We start from the raw sequence: 16,811 nt of genomic DNA, 5'->3' as shown, positions 1-16,811 counted from the left end.
ATCTTACTTTGTTTGCTTGTCAGATCAAGTCTAAACTATTACACCTTATGCTTGAGATAACTGCATGCAGGTTCATGGATCTCTTTACTCTTTAATTTCGATGAATTCCCTTTGAAGTTGAATATTGAAAATTAACTGGAGAATTGTGAATTACTTTGTATATGTGATAACAAGCCATGGCGCTCTCAGCAAAGCCATTTAGTATCAATTTTAGTTTGCCTGGATAAGTAGCTATATCTCCGATTGCATATATTCTATCTCTACTGGTTCTAAGTGTAACTGGGTCGACAGTTATGCGGCCATGTTCTAACTCTATACCCCAACTGTTTATTGGTCCAAGATTCATTGACAATCCAAAAAATGGCAGCAAAAAATCAGCGGATATTTCTTTTTCTTCCTTAGAGGCAATGTTTTTTACTATCACTGCGCTCAATTGCCCATTACCTCCTGCTAGTTTGTGTAATTGATATGGCACTACCAGTTCTATCTTTCCATTATTTTCAAGTGATTCTAATTTATTTCTAGTTTCAGGAGTGCAGCGAAATTCCTTTCTTCTATGTATCACATAAATTTTCTTTGCAACTTTAGAAAGTTCTACAGTCCAATCAGCTGCAGAATCCCCCCCCCCTGCAATGACTATAGTTTTGTCCTGAAAATCAGAAATTTTATTTACATTATAAAATACAGATTTATTTTCATATTCTAATATACCACTTAAGGGTGGACGGTTAGGTTCAAACATTCCGTTACCTGCAGCAATGATAACGGCTTTGCATTTTACCTCTGTACCTATGTTCGTTATGATAGTAAAGTTTTCACCTTCGTTATTTGAAATCTTTTCCACTTTTTGACTTAAATGGTAAACAGGCTCAAACGGTGAAGCTTGCTCCATTAGTCGCTCAATTAATTTTTGGGCAGTAATTACAGGATAACCAGGTATATCATATATTGGCTTTTCTGAGTAAAGAGCTGTGCATTGTCCTCCTGCTTGATCCAAAACATCTATTACATGACATCTCATATCAAGCATTCCCGCTTGAAAAGCAGTGAATATTCCAACAGGCCCTGCACCTATTATTACGATATCGGTTTCCATATTCAGATGGTGATCTATTTATAGATATTAGCTTTCTTTGCTAACAAGGTCAATTTACAAAGGGATGTATTTTTAAAAGATGTGGCTAGATTAGATAAGATTTCCAGCGTTATGAACCACATAGTCCAAATAAGCTCTAAAAATCAGCTATCATAGCGAGATGCTGTGCGGACGGAATGGGATTCGAACCCATGGTACGCTCATCACGTACGTCAGTTTTCAAGACTGGTGCCTTAAACCGCTCGGCCATCCGTCCACCTCTTTTTTACCACAATATTTAATTTCAAGCAATCTATAAAAATCTTACTTGCCTACACAAAAGCTACTAAACACACTATCCAATATTTCCTCAACATTAATAATTCCAATTACTGCACCAAGTTCAAATGCAGCAAGCCTCAAATCTTCAGATATTAACTCAATTGGATTATCAATATTAAAACGTTGTAAATGCTCCAGTGTTTTCTGCATGTGAATCCTATGTCTTTGCCGAGTAATTACAGGAGTGTCTCTATCATGCCCAAATTTTTCCTCTACTTTCTCTTTAATTACAGAGATTAGTCTTTCTGTACCTATTCCTTTTAAAATAGAAACAGGTAAAAAATCTATACTGTTAATTTTTATGCTGTGGTCATTGATAATATCATCGGCTTTGCTCAGCACGTAAATGGTGTTACTATTTTCAACACGGCAATCGATTCCATGACGCTGTTTGAAGGGAAATAGCTCTATTCTTAAATTAGCTTCAAGGGATCTTTTTCTTGCCCGACTTATACCTTCTGATTCTACCGGATCTGAACTTTCATGAATGCCAGCAGTATCAGAAAGGATAACTGGATATCCGGCAACGTCAATATGGGCCTCGAGTATATCCCTTGTTGTACCTGCATATTCAGAAATAATAGCAATATCACGCTTGGCCAAAAAATTAAACAGCGTTGATTTACCAACATTTGGTTTACCAGTTATTACAACGTGTAAACCCTCACGCAACCTTTCGCCTCGTCTATTATCATTTAGGTGCTCTTGTATTGATTGCACAAGAGTTTTCACTTCATTATTAATTTTTTCCAACTCATTTTTTTCTGCCAAAATATCTTCTGGAAAGTCTATATATGCTTCGATTTTGGATTGTATCGTTATTAATTTCTGCTTCCAACTGCTATATAGCCTCTCCAATTCTCCTGATATCTGCTTAATCGCTTGTTTAGCTTGCATTTTTGTCTCAGCATCAATTAAGTCTGCAATTCCTTCTATTTGCGTTAAGTCAAATTTACCATTTAGAAAAGCCCTAAGTGAGAATTCCCCAGGCCTGGCCATAACGAAAATTTTTGATAATTCCTCCAAGATGATTTTTATAACTGCCTTGCTTCCATGCATTTGTAACTCTATAACATCCTCGCCAGTGAAGCTGTTTGGGGCAGGAAAATAAATAATTATTCCATTATCTATCAATTGACTGGAATCATCATATAGATCAACTAAAGTAGCAAATCTTGGTTTAATTTCTTTCTTAATATGAAAATGATTTAAAGCTTTAAGCGCGTAGTTGCCTGAAATTCTGACTACTGCAACTCCTGACTTACCAAATACGGTCGATAAAGCGAAAATAGTTTCATTTGTGTTTGTCATTATTGATATAAACTACTTAGCAATATTACACTTAAGAAACCAAAATACCTAAAAAGTCACCCAGGTGAAAATATTTATTTTGAAAACTGATAATATGATTTATAATGACTGACACAAGTTTTAAATATTTTATGCTCAAGAAATTAGCTTGGTACTGGTCTTTTGTAGAGTTAATTAAAGGGTTTGTTATTACATTAAAATATATGTTTAAGCCAAAGGTTACTTTGAGGTATCCTATAGAGAAGGGCCCTTTAAGTCCAAGGTTTCGTGGTGAGCATGCGTTGCGTAGGTATCCAAACGGTGAAGAGCGCTGCATAGCTTGTAAATTATGTGAAGTTATCTGCCCTGCCCAAGCAATAGTTATCGAAGCAGAGGAAAAAGAAGACGGAAGTCGTCGCACTACACGTTATGATATTGATATGACAAAATGTATATATTGTGGGCTTTGCCAGGAAGCATGTCCTGTTGATGCAATTGTGGAGGGTCCTAACTTTGAATTTGCTACTGAAACAAGAGAAGAGCTAATGTACAATAAGGAAAAATTATTGCGTAATGGTGAAGTTTGGGAAGACGCAATTGCACTCAGGTTAAAAAAAAATAGACCTTATTATTAATGTTCAGAGCTTATAACCCTGTTATCCATTATGATTTAGGGGCAGTGCCCACTAGGGGTGGTGTCATCCCAGTGCTTGACACTGGGATCTATCTTATTTTCATCATGGACATTATTTTAACATATGTTCCTAGAATCTGTTGTCCATTGCATAACTTGCGAATATTTTTATACTTAGATCCCAGTGTCAGCTACTCGGATGACATCATAGGGGGCACTGGAATGAACACCAGATATTGGCTTTTACTGATTATACAGGAGGTATGACAAATGATAAAAGTCACTTTTTCAACTGAACAAAAAGTAGAGAAATATAGCGGTAAGGTTACCGATTTTAATATACTACAACCAGAGGTTTTAAAGGAAGCAGTTGCTTTAAAGATCAATGGTGAGCTATATGACCTCTCACATGAAATTGAATCTGATACAGAGATAGAAATAATAAAGCTCAGTGACGAAGCGGGTTTGGACATAATCAGACACGATGCTGCTCATATAATGGCTCAAGCGGTAAAAGAGCTATTTCCTAATACTCAGATTACTATTGGCCCAACAATTCAGGACGGTTTCTACTATGACTTCGCCACAGATCGTACCTTTACTCCGGATGATCTAATGGCAATAGAAAAAAAAATGAAAGAAATCATAAAAAGCAATCACAAGTTCATTCGAGAAGTTTGGACTCATAAGCAGGCAATTGACTTTTTTAGCAGCATAGGTGAAAAATATAAGGTGAAAATTATTTCCTCCATACCAGAAAGTGACAACCTAACTGTGTATAGACAAGGTGATTTTGTAGACCTATGCCGTGGTCCACATTCGCCATCAACTGGTAGAGTCAAAGCTTTTAAACTTATAAAAGTTGCAGGAGCATACTGGCGTGGCGATTCTAAGGGTCCAATGTTGCAGCGAATATATGGTACTGCATGGAGAGATAAGAATGAATTAAACGCTTATCTTGAACATCTCAAAGAAGCAGAGAAACGTGATCACCGCAAAATTGCTAAGGATATGGATTTATTTCACATTCAAGAGGAAGCTGTTGGACAGGTTTTTTGGCATGAACAAGGGTATATTTTATATAATGTTCTTGAGTCTTACATTAGAAAGAAGTTAATAAATAATGGCTATTTTGAGGTAAAAACCCCTATTTTAGTAAGCAAAGAGCTGTGGGAAAAGTCGGGACATTGGGATAAATTCCGTGAAAATATGTTCATTGTTGATGAATCTGAAAGCAAAAAGTTAGCAATAAAACCCATGAATTGCCCCTGTCATGTGCAGATTTTTAACTATCATACTAGAAGCTATCGTGATTTACCGATCCGTATGGCGGAATTTGGTATGTGCCATAGAAATGAAAGCTCAGGTTCATTGCACGGACTAATGCGAGTGCGTGGTTTTACGCAAGATGATGCACACATTTTTTGTATGGTAGAACAAGTTAATTCTGAAACTGTAAAATTCTGTGATCTTTTAAAAGAAGTATATTCAGAGCTTGGGTTCAATGAAATTTTTGTGAAATTTTCAGACCGTCCAGATGTTAGGGCAGGGGATGATGAAGTTTGGGATAGGGCTGAAAAAGCATTGCTTGAAGCAGTTAAAGAAGCAGGGCTCTGTTATGAACTTAATCTTGGCGAAGGTGCATTTTATGGTCCAAAATTAGAGTTTGTCTTGAAAGATGCAATAGGTAGAAATTGGCAATGTGGAACGTTGCAAGTTGATTTCATTTTACCAGAACGCCTGGGAGCTGTTTATGTAGGAGCAGACGGACAAAAGCACCACCCTGTTATGCTACATAGAGCAATTCTTGGAACTTTTGAACGTTTTATTGGGATTTTGATAGAAAATTATGCAGGAAAATTTCCAATTTGGCTTGCTCCAACGCAACTTGCTATTCTGACCATTATAAATGAAGCTGATGGTTATGCTACTGAAATCAGCAATATTTTAAAAGAACAAGGTGTTAGAATTAAGACCGATTTGACCAATGAAAAAATTAGTTATAAGATACGCTTGCATAGTTCAAATAAGGTACCTATATTATGGGTTATAGGTAAAAATGAGATCATCAATAGAACTGTGTCAGTGAGAAATTTAGGGTCAGAAGAACAAGAATCTTTTCCTTTGGAAAAGGCTACTGAATTGCTTTTAAAAAGTATTAATTTGAGTTAAGGGAGAAAAACTTGCAAGTTCAAAAGAATAATAAAAACAAAATTAATGAATTCATCACAGCTAAGGAAGTACGCTTAGTTGATCATAATGGTGAAATGGTTGGAATTGTGCCATTAAGACAAGCTTTGGAAGTTGCACAAGGTGTCAATTTAGACTTGGTAGAAATTGCACCTGATTCAACTCCTCCAGTATGTAAAATACTCGACTACAGTAAACAAAAATATGATGCAAAAAAGAAGGCAAGCGAGGCAAAAAAGAAACAAAGAGCATTAACTATAAAGGAAATTAAGCTGGGCCCCAATATTGATAATCATGACTATGAAACAAAATTGCGTCAAACAAGAGATTTTCTTATATCTGGGCATAAAATCAAGTGCACAATGAAATTTAGAGGTAGAGAGCTTATAAATACTGAGGTTGGAGTGGAAAAATTAGAACGGCTAATTCGAGACACTGAAGATATTGCAAAGGTAGAGCTAGCGCCTAAAAGGGAAGGAAATCAATATTTTCTAACTCTGGTTGCTAAGTAGTAAAACGACTTAAAAGTGTAAGTTAAGTTACTGCCCTATCTTCAATTACATGACGAAAATGTCTGATTAGCCCTTGCACTGGCCAAGCTGCAGCATCGCCAAGCGCACAAATTGTATGTCCTTCTATTTGAGTTGTAAGGTCAAGTAGCCTATCTACTTCACCAGGTTTAATATTTCCTGCTACCATTCTTCTCATAATTCTCCACATCCATCCAGTACCTTCACGACATGGTGTACATTGCCCACAGGACTCATGCATATAGAAATGTGATAATCTTTCTATTGCAGCTATTATGTCAGTTGATTTATCCATCACTATCACAGCAGCAGTACCAAGCCCTGATTGTACAGCTCTCAATGAATCAAAATCCATTTCAATAGTATCGCATATAGATTTTGGAATTAATGGTACTGAAGACCCACCAGGTATTACAGCAAGTAAGTTATCCCAACCTCCTCGCACTCCACCTGCATATTTTTCAATTAATTCACGTAGTGAAATTCCTAGCTCTTCTTCAACATTACATGGATTATTTACATGCCCTGAAATACAAAAGACCTTAGTGCCAGTATTATTTGGTTTACCAAGAGATGCAAACCACTCTCCTCCGCGATTTAGGATATCTGGAACCATAGATATAGTTTCAACGTTGTTTATTGTAGTGGGGCAGCCAAAAAGTCCAACACCTGCGGGAAATGGAGGTTTCATGCGAGGAAAGCCCTTTTTTCCTTCAATGGATTCGAGTTGAGCTGTTTCTTCCCCACATATGTAAGCTCCTGCACCCCTATGGATAAACACATCAAGATCATAACCTGACTTGCAGGCATTTTTTCCAATTAAGTTTTCTTTATAGGCTTCCTCAAGTGCTTTTTTTAGAACTAAATGTTCATTATAAAATTCACCCCTGATATAAATATACGCAGCTGATGCGCTGATCGCTCTGCCAGCCAGAAGAATTCCCTCAAGTAGCTTGTGTGGCTCATATCGTAATATGTTTCTGTCTTTACATGTACCAGGTTCTGACTCATCTGCATTGACTACTAAATATGCTTTTGGAGGATTTTTAGGCATAAAGCTCCACTTAAGGCCAGTAGAAAATCCTGCACCCCCTCGACCTCTCAAGCCAGATTTCTTTACTTCATCAATGATTTTTTCTGATCCTAAATCCAGTAATTCCTTTGTTTTTTGCCAACTACCACGTTTTTTTGCACCCTCAAGTAGTGGTGTTTCTTTACCATTTAAGTTTGTGAATATTTTGTCCTGTTCTTTTAGCATGCTTTTAAGATTCTAAGTGATCCCGACGCGATTCGAACGCGTGACCCACTGATTAAAAGTCAGTTGCTCTACCGGCTGAGCTACGGGATCATTTTATTTTTCAGCTATACTAAACAGTAATATAGTTTTTATCCATTTTAATCAAACTAAAATTTTCATGTGTGGTTAAATAAATTATATAATGTACTGTATTAGTGATAATTTAATTAAAAATTTTTGAAGGAAAACTTCTTGTTAATTCAAAGATTCATTTGGTAAAGCTGACGTACAACTCTAAAAAGATAGAGAATTATACATAAATGCAGAATTTGTGCACTATTTAGCAATAGCCTCACAAATAAATATTTCTTGCATTTCAGCCTGAGTGATTTATGCTTTAAGCAAAAGTTGGGGGCATAGCTCAGCTGGTAGAGCATCTGTTTTGCACGCAGAAGGTCAGCGGTTCGATCCCGCTTGCCTCCACCAATCCACAAACAAGAAAAGGGCGGTTAGCTCAGTTGGTAGAGCATCTCGTTTACACCGAGGGGGTCGGCACTGTCATCGCCCATTAAATGGAGAGTTTTTAGCCAAAATTTAAAATACAAAAAGACACTAAAAACTAATCAAATAAACACGGTATCTCACTGTCAATATTTACCCATAAAAACTCTATATTTTACATAATCTATTAAGAATACTCTCTATTTCTCTACAATATAGGGTATTTTTCAACAATTTAGATAGAGTAAACAAGTCAATAAAAGAATTTAATTTGACAGTAGAGAGAGGTTTGTTTTGAAAAATATTTTAGATTGAGAAAAATTAGTGCTAAGTTGCAAAAATCTTTTTTTAACAGTATACTGTAATAACACTAAGGTACTAGTAGTGACAGGGATTACACAAGAAAAATACTCATCAAAAACTCTAGCATCAGAACTGCAAAATCTTCCAGAACCTAGAGCAAGTCTTAATTCAGCTTATGAAAGCAGTGATATTGATGAGAATATTATTTTAGAACTTCCACTCAATAATTTGCTTTGTCTATTAGAAGCTCCTAAAGATGGCGACGAAGGAAGAAATGCTCGGTCAGGGTATCAAACATGCATAGATTTTATAAGAACTCATTATATTGTAAACGAGCAAGAAATAAACTCTAAAAGTATAGCTCTTTTCATAATAGTCCAAACGAGGTAAAATAAGGTTTTATAGTAGTGAAGGTAAGGATGCCAGCAGCATATAGTTATAAAAAAAGCAATGGAAGCACTAGAAGAAGGAGAAAGCAGGGAAACGGTGGCAGCAAGATTTAAAATTGGAAGAACTACGTTATGGGAGTGGCAGCAAAGAAGAAAAGAAACAGGAGATTTTCAGTCAAAAAAACTTGGAAATGGAGGTTATAATCACAAAATCACTGACTGGAATAAATTTACTGAATTTGCTAAAAAATATGGTGGTATCGGAAATGGCTAAGCTTTGGAGCAATGTTAGTATCCCAACGATCCATCGAGCTCTTAAAAAAATTGGACTCACACGCAAAAAAAGACATATGGATACAAAGAAAGAAACGAAGAAAAACGCGCTGAATTTTTGAAAATTATAGCAACAAAAGAACCTCAAAACTTAGTTTATATAGATGAGTCTGGCATTGATAACACCGAGTTATGGATATTGCCAGAAGGGACAGAGGTTTTATGCTCTAAAATCTGGTAAAAAAATTCAACGAATCAGTATGATTGCAGCCTTAAACGGCAGAAAAATAGTTGTTCCGTTAACATTTGAAGGCCACTGTAATATGGATATCTTTAATAAATGGTTTGAGCAGTTTCTGACACCGATTTTGAAACCTGGACAAACTGTTATCCTTGATAATGCTACTTTTCATAAGTCTAATAAGATTTGCTAAAGGAGTTGGCGCAGAAATTTTATATCTACCGCCTTATTCTCCCGATTTTAACAAAATTGAGCATCATTGGTTTGCTATAAAAAACAGAGCTAGGAAAAACATCCCTCTATTCACATCTTTTCGTCATGCTGTTGATTCCGCTTTTCTATAAGCTTTTCGGACTATTATGAAAAGAGCTATAAATGGCTGTTTTATAATGAATTTTGTCAGTAACTGCCAGTTCTTTTCACTTGAGCGATGCAACAAAGCCCACTGGGATCCAGCCTGTTTTATCTTTTATCATAGAATGAGACGTTCAGCATATTCATCTTTTTCCATTACCATATCATAAACAATCATTCCATGGGAGCGCATAATTTCAGGTGTATGATCACGAATCAATTTATCAATCTTGAAATAATTTTCTTTATACTTCCTTTGACGGATATCAAAACTTTATTTGGTAAAATCAAACCGTGACTTTCGATTTAACCCAATTATACAATTTACTCATTTTACCATCTTGACCGAGCATTCCAGAGTTATTTTTATAAAAAGTGTCAACTATTAGCTTGATAGAGCCTATGGCAGCAGAAAATACGGGATTTTTATCATACTCGCCATCAAGGCCACTGAGAGACTCAGGGCATCCAATGCGGACTTGTTTGTTGAATATATAGCTTGCAATCTCTTTCATGCTTGTGAGTTGACTGGTTCCACCTGTGAGCACTACTTTATTGATTGGATCTTTTTGTTCTTGAAATTGTTCTCTTACCAGTTCAAATATCTCCTCAACTCTAGGTCTTATGATGTCAATAAGTTCGGACTTGGGTACTCGAGTCGGTTCATCATTTTCACTGTTTTGCAGTGTAATATATTCGTTCTCATCTATTGAAGTTACGACAGTGCTACCGTATAGTATTTTTATGCGTTCAGCATGCTCTATACTTGTGCATAGTCCATAAGCTATATCTCGAGTGATGTGAATGCCGCCAATTGGAATGCTGCTTGTGTATATAAGCTTTCCTCTCTTAAAAATTCCAATTGCAGTACACCCACCCCCTATGTCAACAATGGCAGTTCCTAGCTCTTTTTCATCTTCACTTAGACAGGCAAGGCCTGCAGAATATGCGGAAGCAATACAACCAGCCATACTTATCCCGCTATTATTAGTTATACAATTTTCAATGTTGGTAAGCGCTGGACGCGAAGCAGTGACGACATTAACATCAGCAGATAGTCTTTTTCCGTACAATCCACCAACCTCTTTTATATCAGTCATGTCATCCAAGTGATATTTCAGTGGTATATTGTGAATGATAACATTTTCTTCGATATATTTCTCAAACGTCTGAAAGACTACACGTTTTATATCTCGGTCTGAAATTTCGTGATTAGCTGCAATAATTTCGTTATATACGTTAAAAGATGAGACTCCACATCCGGCTACATTCACATATATCTGGTCTATAGTCTCTTCTGATACTTGCTCAGCTAAACCTATAGTTGATGAAATAGAGTAACTTGCATGCTTTGCATCAGTTATTGATCCACCGCTTATACCTTCTGCACTTTTATAACCCGTTCCTATTATTTTATAGCTGAAGTTGCTATTGATCTTAACAATTAGACAGATAATTTTTGTTGTACCTACGTCTAAAACGGCAAAAACATTTCGCTTTGGTTTTATTATTACTGCAGAGTACATTAGTTGACCTTATGACACAATTCCATTCAAATTGTAGCTTCCTTTAATAATTTATATTTCTATTAAAAATACAGCAACATTTTAATATACCCAAAATACTGTACAAAGGAAAAAATAAAACATAAAATTTTAATTTTATGTCTAAATTGCCAATTGTAATTGCCCCTGATGAAAGGTTAACTACACGTGCCAGTGAAGTAACAGATATAAACGATAAAATTAAAGAATTAGTAAACGACATGTTCGAAACTATGTACCATGAAGATGGTCTTGGCCTTGCTGCAGTGCAAATTGGAGTGATGAAGAGAGTTTTTGTCATGGACGTTCAGCCAGAGAAGGCTGAAGATGGGCCAGCAGGATATGAATCAACTGGCAAATTTTGCATGATTAATCCTGAAATTACAGAATTATCGGGTGAACAAGTAATTCTCAAAGAAGGGTGCCTTTCAATTCCAGAGCAAAGCCATGAAATTAAGCGTCCAAAATATTTAACTGTGAAATATAAAAATTTAAATAACGAAGAACAGACGCTAAAAGCTAGTGGTTGGCTTGCAAGGTGTATTCAGCATGAGTTAGATCATTTAAATGGTATATTATACGTTAGACATTTGTCTAAATTGAAGTACGATATGGCTATGAAAAAAGCTCAAAAGGTTAAGAGGCACTATGAACAATGAAGATCTAGAATTGTTGAAGTTCTATCATGAAGTGGGTGTTGACTGCACGCTAACTGAAGGTGAAGAGGAAAAAAAAGTGGAAAATGAGAGAGCTGCACAGTCTTCTGTCATCGAGCAGAAAAAAGCCATGTTCCCAAGTGACTGGATCATTGAAGCAAGGAAGCTTGCAAGTGAATGTGGTAGTGTAGATGAACTAAGAAGTGCAGTTAAGTCATTTGAGGGTTGTGAAATAAAAAAAACTGCAACTAATACTGTTTTTTCCGATGGTAATCCAAATGCAAAAATCATGCTTGTTGGTGAAGCACCAGGAGCAAATGAAGACCTGAAAGGCATACCATTTTGTGGTGCAAGCGGAATGCTGCTCGATAAGATGCTCGGTGCAATTAATCTGGACCGCACTAAGGTATATATAAGCAACACCGTGTTTTGGCGTCCACCAGGTAATAGAAAACCAACTGATCTAGAGCTTGATATGTGCAGACCATTTGTTGAGAAGCATATTGCTCTTGTTTTACCGCAGATTCTGATTTTTGTTGGAGGAATCGCATGTTATAGCCTTCTTGATAACACAAAGACTATATCGAACTTGCGTGGCAAATTTCATACTTATACTAACCAATATTTATCTCATGCAATTACCACAGCCGCTATATTTCATCCAGCCTATCTACTTCGTCAACCAGCACAAAAACGCTTAGCTTGGGAAGATTTAAAGAAGATTAGAGAATATCTTGATAATACTAATAACCACACGGATGTTTAGCTTACTACTCGTTATCATCTTAGTACCGGCTAATTGCATTAAATATTGAAAAATTTACTAAACAGAGAAAAAGGCAAAAGAAAATCTATCAGCTACTACCTATTTTTTTAATTGGCGTTTTTCATTGTATTAAATGCTTTGATAAGCGCATTTTAGCTTATGTGGGTAAAAGTTTTATAAAGACATAGAGTGCACATAGTGCAAAAAATTAAACATCAAGTATATTGAGCTTTTTGTCGTTTTATCTGCACAGACTGAAGATAAATAATATATCTTCACCCTTATTTTAAGGAGAATGGCGGAGTCCGTCAAGTAACTCTTGCCGTTGCTATAGCTGCTTGAGTTCCTGTAATCACAATGTTGGTGCAATGCACGCATGGAATTTTATTTACTCTATAATATGTTGGTTTATAGTAGTACTAATGCAGAAATAAAGGGAGGAGACATTGGAAAGCAATATAAAAAAATTGAAAGGAAATTTTTTAGAACAAGCAATTAGAGTAAATCATGCTGGCGAATATGGAGCCATTTGCATTTATTCCGGTCAAAAATTTATTCTTAAAAAATCTTCCATAATTGACAAAATAATTGAAATGGAGGAGCAGGAAAAAAAACATTTCCACTATTTTAATGAGAAAATCAAGGAGCAAAGAGTTCGTCCTACTGTTTTGTTGCCAGTTTGGGGTGCTTTAGGGGTATCACTTGGTGTTGTAACTGCCATGATGGGTAAAAAAGCCGCTATGGCTTGCACTGCTGCAGTTGAAGAAGTGATCGGAGAGCACTACAAGGAGCAAGTCTTACATTTAGAAGATGGGGAATTAAGAGAAACTATAAGTAAATTTCGCGATGAGGAATTAGAGCACAGAGATATTGCAATTCAGCACAATGCCGAAAGCGCACTTGGCTACAACGTTTTATCTTTGTTCATAAAAACAAGCTGCAAAGCTGCTATTTACCTCTCTAAATTGATTTAATCAATCACTATTTGACAACCAACCACATTTGCCTTTAGTTCTTGTGCTAATTGCTGCCCCATATCCTCTACTACAATCGAATGCGTATGAATGTTTATAATTAATTTCTTAATTATTATCCTAAAAATACATTAATTTAATTCCCTATTAGAGTTTTCTTGTTGTTGTAAACATGTTTGCATAAGACTAGTAGATGGAACGTTTTTAATAGTCTGAGTTAACTCCTCAGGAATATTTTCAAAACTCTTGCCCATAACTTCTAAAACACTTTTCCCCTGTATAAGACAATTCCCTCCAAAGCTTGATTTGTTTTCTAACTTGCTAAACCTTATTTTGCTTTTCTCATCAATTTCTACTACCATTTTGTTACCATCTTTCCGTAGATAAATACTAATCTCTCCTATTTTAGTAGTAAAAAATATTTCAATACCACCTTTTAAGATATCTGTGTAATTTCTTTTTCCATCTTCTGTAATTTCAACTTTTACTATACTTTCCTCAATCTGAAATATGCCAACTTCTAAATCCTTAGCTTTTTCATTATTTAAAGTTCTCGCAGTTTCAACAATACTACCTTGTGGATACTTAATATAAAAATATTTATTATCTACTTCTACTTCAAGATCATATTTATCAATTTGCTTGTTATTTTCTTTCACAATACCTTCATATGCTAGACCCTCTAGCATTTTTTTCTTACTCTTACATTGTTCGTTAAGATCATTTAAATAATTAGAGCCGTAATATCCGCCTTCAATATCGCTATAAAAAGATAATCCTTTTTCTACCCCACCTTTTAACACTAAATTACGAGTGATCTTTTGTATGATATTTTTTGTAGTTGAATTGTGTGGATTTGCATGAAAGCGATTAATTAATTCTTCCATTTTTTCAAATATAAAATTTGTTACAGTCTTATTATCCTTACCGTAATATGAGTTTAATCTTATTCCTTGATTTAAATAACCCTCTATTATGCGTTCCATGTACTTTAAAACGCTTTCTTGCTCATCGTGTTCTGTTATACCTTTTATCATCTCATCACAAAATTTTTTAACTAGAATTTGTTCATCTGTAGTCAATGGTATTTGCAATTTCGTAGAAGATGAGTCTCGCTCAAAAAGATAAATTATTGACAATTCTTCTGCTCTTTTAATAAAGTCATAACTTCTTAGATATTCTGCAACATCTTTGTTTTTTGCGTACCTTTTCTTGATTAAATCCATATGCCTATCTTTACGACTTATAGTCGGTAATTTTGGATTTGATGAACTACTCTGTTGACTATTGAAGAAGCTGTTAGAGAACTGTTCAGGCTCTAAAATAAGATTACTTTCACCTTGTTTACCTACTTGCTTAGACATATTATATACCATAACCACTAAAACTTTTTAGTGATTACTTCAATACATAGATAAGTCAATAAAAATATCTTTTTCTCTTCAGTGCTAAAAAATTGTCAAAAATCTCAAAATTGGTTAATTGCATATAACCTACTTTCTGGTATACATCAAAACTACCGTAGAAAGCTTCAACTTTGAAAGGGATTAACAAATAAAATTCTTGTACTTTGCCTCTACTAAAGTACAATCAGGCTTTATTTAATATTTTTCATGCTTGATGAAGTACATGAGGAGTGCGGGGTATTTGGCATAAGTTACAACCAAAGTGCTGCTTTTAACTCTATACTTGCTCTCCACGCTTTGCAGCATAGAGGTCAAGAGTCTTTTGGCGTAGTAACCAGTAACAACGATAAGCTGCACTCTTATCACTTTCAAGGCCAAGTGAGCAGTGTATTTGATGATATAGATGAAATAAAGAAATCCTTACCTGGGGATTGTGCAATAGGTCATGTTCGATACTCAACAAGTGGTAGTAAATTTGGAGTGCAGCCCATGTTTGGCAAAAGTGGCAAATTTGGGGATTTTGCCATAGCACATAATGGTAATTTAATTAATATTTCTCCGATACGCGAACAATTAATTAAACAAGAGTGCGTTTTTCAGTCAGATATTGATACAGAAGTAGTAGTGCATCTGACAGCAAGCAGTGAAAAAGATAACTTTTTAGAGAGTTTTATATATGCATTAAAGCAAATACAAGGTGCTTATTCTTTTGTGGCAATCAATCAAGAAGTAGTTATTGGAGTACGTGATCCATCTGGAATCAGGCCTCTTGTTTTAGGAAAGTTAAACGGTTCTTACGTTCTTGCATCTGAAACTTGTGCTCTTGATATAATAAATGCAGAGTTTATTAGAGAAATAGAACCAGGCGAATTAGTTACCATCAGTTCGGATAGTAAGCTAGCCTCAATGTTTCCTTTCCCACAGCAAAAATCAAGTTTTTGTATTTTTGAATACGTTTACTTCTCGAGACCAGACAGCATAATGGAGAAGAGGTCCATATATGATATAAGAAAAGAAATAGGAAGAATACTTGCAGAAGAGAGCCCACCAAAAAACAATGTAGATATGGTTGTACCAATACCTGATTCTGGAATACCTGCAGCTATTGGATATGCAAAGCATTCAGGATTACCTATGGAACTGGGGATAATTCGTAATCATTACATAGGAAGAACTTTTATACAACCCACCGCTGAAGTACGTAAAGTTAGAATAAAATTAAAATTCAATGCTAATAAGCACACTTTGAAAGGCAAAAACATAATTTTAATAGATGATAGTATAGTGCGTGGTAGTACGCTCAGAAATATAATAGTTATGCTAAAGGATGCGGAAGTAAAAGAGATTCACCTCAAAATTTCAAGCCCACCAATTAAGCATTCTTGTTTTTATGGAATAGATACGCCAGAGTGCAAAGATTTAATTGCTGCAAATAAATCTGTAGAGGAAATTAAGGAAATTATAGGAGTAAATAGCCTAGCCTTCTTGAGTATTGATGGACTATACAGGGCTGTTAAAGAAGAAAAACGTAACAACGCTACACCGCAATATTGTGATGCTTGCTTCACTGGTGACTACCCAATTGGTAAGTAATCTATTATTAATGAAGGTGAGGTTTTTTCTATGTTATATTAACAGTTTTAAAAATAGATTTTTTGCATAACCATATAGTTTTTGCCTGGGCGTCATTTGAGTAAAAACTACTTTACAAATTTCGTCATTCCCTTTACTATGATACTAAGAGTATTTATCCTTGTTTTTGACCTGCAGGCTCAATCACAAAATCAGTAAAAAACTCAAATATTTATTGGCAAATTACACAAAAATTATAGCGGCTTTTTTTATTTTTTCTACATTCAGCCAAAACGCGCTTGTTAGCACATTATTATAGCGCCAATTTACATTATAAAACTCGTCACACGGGGATTCTTCTGCCTTTTTTCTTCGTTTGGTAAATTTCTTAATATTTATAGCTAAAGCTTCAGGCTAGCACTTGATGCTGGAATCCAGAAATCTTTTGAGCACAAAAGTTATGCTAGGTTTTTGTTGGTAAAAAAGGCTGGATCCCAGTGGGCTTTGTTGCATCGCTCAAGTGAAAAGAACTGG

Annotated in this window: 13 protein-coding genes, 4 tRNA genes and 1 pseudogene; 11 read left to right on the top strand and 7 right to left on the bottom strand. The window is 35.4% G+C overall.

What is annotated here, in order from left to right; all coding sequences use genetic code 11:
• Positions 1-91: 91 nt before the first annotated feature.
• The 3 genes from JR053_RS03655 to mnmE form a co-directional block, all read right to left on the bottom strand.
• The gene (locus JR053_RS03655) at positions 92-1,096 is read right to left on the bottom strand and encodes an NAD(P)/FAD-dependent oxidoreductase (RefSeq protein WP_010404148.1); all 1,005 of its coding nucleotides are present in this window, start codon (positions 1,094-1,096) and stop codon (positions 92-94) included.
• A 168-nt stretch (positions 1,097-1,264) separates the two neighbouring features.
• A tRNA-Ser gene (locus tag JR053_RS03650) sits at positions 1,265-1,352 on the bottom strand.
• Between the two features lie 47 nt (positions 1,353-1,399).
• The gene (gene mnmE, locus JR053_RS03645; RefSeq protein ID WP_010404146.1) at positions 1,400-2,728 is read right to left on the bottom strand and encodes a tRNA uridine-5-carboxymethylaminomethyl(34) synthesis GTPase MnmE; all 1,329 of its coding nucleotides are present in this window, start codon (positions 2,726-2,728) and stop codon (positions 1,400-1,402) included.
• 131 nt (positions 2,729-2,859) lie between these two features.
• Here mnmE and nuoI point away from each other — a divergent pair, with 131 nt between their 5' ends.
• The 3 genes from nuoI to infC all read left to right on the top strand — a co-directional run bounded on the left by nuoI (position 2,860) and on the right by infC (position 6,043).
• Positions 2,860-3,342, top strand: a complete 483-nt coding sequence (gene nuoI, locus JR053_RS03640; RefSeq protein ID WP_010404144.1) for an NADH-quinone oxidoreductase subunit NuoI — start codon at positions 2,860-2,862, stop codon at positions 3,340-3,342.
• 269 nt (positions 3,343-3,611) lie between these two features.
• Positions 3,612-5,513 carry a threonine--tRNA ligase gene (gene thrS / locus JR053_RS03635; RefSeq protein WP_010404130.1) on the top strand — a complete coding sequence of 634 codons (1,902 nt, stop codon included), beginning with the start codon at positions 3,612-3,614 and terminating at the stop codon, positions 5,511-5,513.
• 11 nt (positions 5,514-5,524) lie between these two features.
• Positions 5,525-6,043 (top strand): translation initiation factor IF-3, encoded by a 519-nt coding sequence (gene infC, locus JR053_RS03630; protein ID WP_010404127.1) that lies wholly within the window; start codon positions 5,525-5,527, stop codon positions 6,041-6,043.
• A 22-nt stretch (positions 6,044-6,065) separates the two neighbouring features.
• Here the strand turns inward: infC and nuoF are convergent, their stop codons facing one another.
• On the bottom strand, positions 6,066-7,319 hold the full coding sequence (nuoF, locus tag JR053_RS03625; protein WP_010404124.1) for an NADH-quinone oxidoreductase subunit NuoF: 1,254 nt from the start codon (positions 7,317-7,319) through the stop codon (positions 6,066-6,068).
• A 17-nt stretch (positions 7,320-7,336) separates the two neighbouring features.
• Positions 7,337-7,409, bottom strand: a tRNA-Lys gene (locus JR053_RS03620).
• Between the two features lie 299 nt (positions 7,410-7,708).
• On the opposite strand from JR053_RS03620, the gene JR053_RS03615 reads away from it, so the two are divergent.
• The 4 genes and pseudogenes from JR053_RS03615 (at position 7,709) to JR053_RS03600 (ending at position 9,349) form a co-directional block, all read left to right on the top strand.
• A tRNA-Ala gene (locus JR053_RS03615) sits at positions 7,709-7,784 on the top strand.
• Between the two features lie 17 nt (positions 7,785-7,801).
• Positions 7,802-7,866: transfer RNA gene (locus tag JR053_RS03610), tRNA-Val, on the top strand.
• 317 nt (positions 7,867-8,183) lie between these two features.
• Positions 8,184-8,492: a hypothetical protein gene (locus tag JR053_RS03605; protein ID WP_264704516.1), complete on the top strand. Its 309-nt coding sequence runs from the start codon at positions 8,184-8,186 to the stop codon at positions 8,490-8,492.
• A 29-nt stretch (positions 8,493-8,521) separates the two neighbouring features.
• Positions 8,522-9,349: pseudogene (locus JR053_RS03600) on the top strand (IS630 family transposase).
• 297 nt (positions 9,350-9,646) lie between these two features.
• Here the strand turns inward: JR053_RS03600 and ftsA are convergent.
• The gene (gene ftsA, locus JR053_RS03595; RefSeq protein WP_010403853.1) at positions 9,647-10,885 is read right to left on the bottom strand and encodes a cell division protein FtsA; all 1,239 of its coding nucleotides are present in this window, start codon (positions 10,883-10,885) and stop codon (positions 9,647-9,649) included.
• A 137-nt stretch (positions 10,886-11,022) separates the two neighbouring features.
• Between ftsA and def the strand changes: the two genes are divergently transcribed.
• The 3 genes from def to JR053_RS03580 all read left to right on the top strand — a co-directional run bounded on the left by def (position 11,023) and on the right by JR053_RS03580 (position 13,299).
• A complete protein-coding gene (gene def / locus JR053_RS03590) occupies positions 11,023-11,562 on the top strand; it encodes a peptide deformylase (protein ID WP_010403849.1) in 540 nt (179 codons plus the stop codon).
• Entirely contained in the window at positions 11,552-12,325 is a 774-nt protein-coding gene (locus tag JR053_RS03585) for a uracil-DNA glycosylase (protein ID WP_010403847.1), read from the top strand. The genes def and JR053_RS03585 overlap by 11 nt, the downstream gene beginning before the upstream one ends.
• 446 nt (positions 12,326-12,771) lie before the next feature.
• Positions 12,772-13,299 carry a demethoxyubiquinone hydroxylase family protein gene (locus JR053_RS03580; protein ID WP_007302313.1) on the top strand — a complete coding sequence of 176 codons (528 nt, stop codon included), beginning with the start codon at positions 12,772-12,774 and terminating at the stop codon, positions 13,297-13,299.
• Between the two features lie 131 nt (positions 13,300-13,430).
• On the opposite strand, the gene JR053_RS03575 is transcribed toward JR053_RS03580, so the two are convergent.
• Positions 13,431-14,663 carry a hypothetical protein gene (locus JR053_RS03575; protein WP_064085594.1) on the bottom strand — a complete coding sequence of 411 codons (1,233 nt, stop codon included), beginning with the start codon at positions 14,661-14,663 and terminating at the stop codon, positions 13,431-13,433.
• Between the two features lie 249 nt (positions 14,664-14,912).
• On the opposite strand from JR053_RS03575, the gene purF reads away from it, so the two are divergent.
• Positions 14,913-16,298, top strand: coding sequence for an amidophosphoribosyltransferase (gene purF / locus JR053_RS03570; protein ID WP_010403833.1), 1,386 nt, complete (start codon positions 14,913-14,915; stop codon positions 16,296-16,298).
• Positions 16,299-16,811: the final 513 nt, after the last annotated feature.

This window comes from Wolbachia endosymbiont of Nasonia vitripennis (assembly GCF_048054115.1).
Taxonomy (GTDB): domain Bacteria; phylum Pseudomonadota; class Alphaproteobacteria; order Rickettsiales; family Anaplasmataceae; genus Wolbachia.
This window is presented reverse-complemented; position numbering and strand designations above follow the sequence as displayed.